This is a genomic window from Streptococcus oralis, from assembly GCF_003943825.1.
Lineage (GTDB): Bacteria > Bacillota > Bacilli > Lactobacillales > Streptococcaceae > Streptococcus > Streptococcus oralis_CD.
Genome location: NZ_RJNJ01000070.1, coordinates 1 through 700 on the forward strand (window position 1 = coordinate 1; position 700 = coordinate 700).

The 700-nt window shown below is 40.9% G+C and carries 1 protein-coding gene; it reads right to left on the reverse strand.

What is annotated here, in order from left to right:
• Positions 1–700 (reverse strand): sensor histidine kinase (locus D8863_RS10620; RefSeq protein WP_142999493.1); only part of this gene is annotated, 700 nt, incomplete at both ends.

Below are 700 nucleotides of genomic sequence, written 5' to 3' on the forward strand. Positions count from 1 at the left end.
TGATACAGAGCTCTGGACCTTCCATATAAATCTCTAGTCCACCTTTCTTGGCGTATTTGAGGCTGTTTGAGAGGATTTGTTCAATGACGACCAACAGCCACTTCTTATCGGTCACGATGATTTTGTCAAGGTCATGGAGATTGACCGTCAGTCCCTTTTGGATAAAGAAAAGAGCATACTTACGGACAACTTCCTTCACCAGATTCTCCACTTGAACCTTTTCAAACACTAGGTCATCATGGAAGCTTTCCAAACGCAGGTACTGCAACACCAGATTGGTATAGGAGTCAATCTTAAAGATTTCCTGTTCCAATTGCTGCTTGACCTCACGATCAGATACTTCTGCTACCAAGAGACGGCTCGCTGCAATAGGAGTCTTTATCTGATGAACCCACAAGGTGTAGTAGTCAAGCAAATCCGTCAGTTTACTTTGGGCTTCTGACTTCTTTTGATACAATTCAGACTCACGCTCTTCGAGTTTTTCCGCTAGCACACATTCCAAAGGAGACTTTGGGTCTCTTTCAGCATACAGTACTTCCTGCCGGTAAACCTGAGCTTCTGCAAAAATATCCCAAACCAAAAATAAAAGTGTCAAAAAGCTACTGAGGAGGAAAAAATAGAAGAAATAAAATCCTATACTAGCGAATAAAAACTGAAAGAGAAAAACAAGAAAACCCAATGAAAAAATATAGACAAAGAG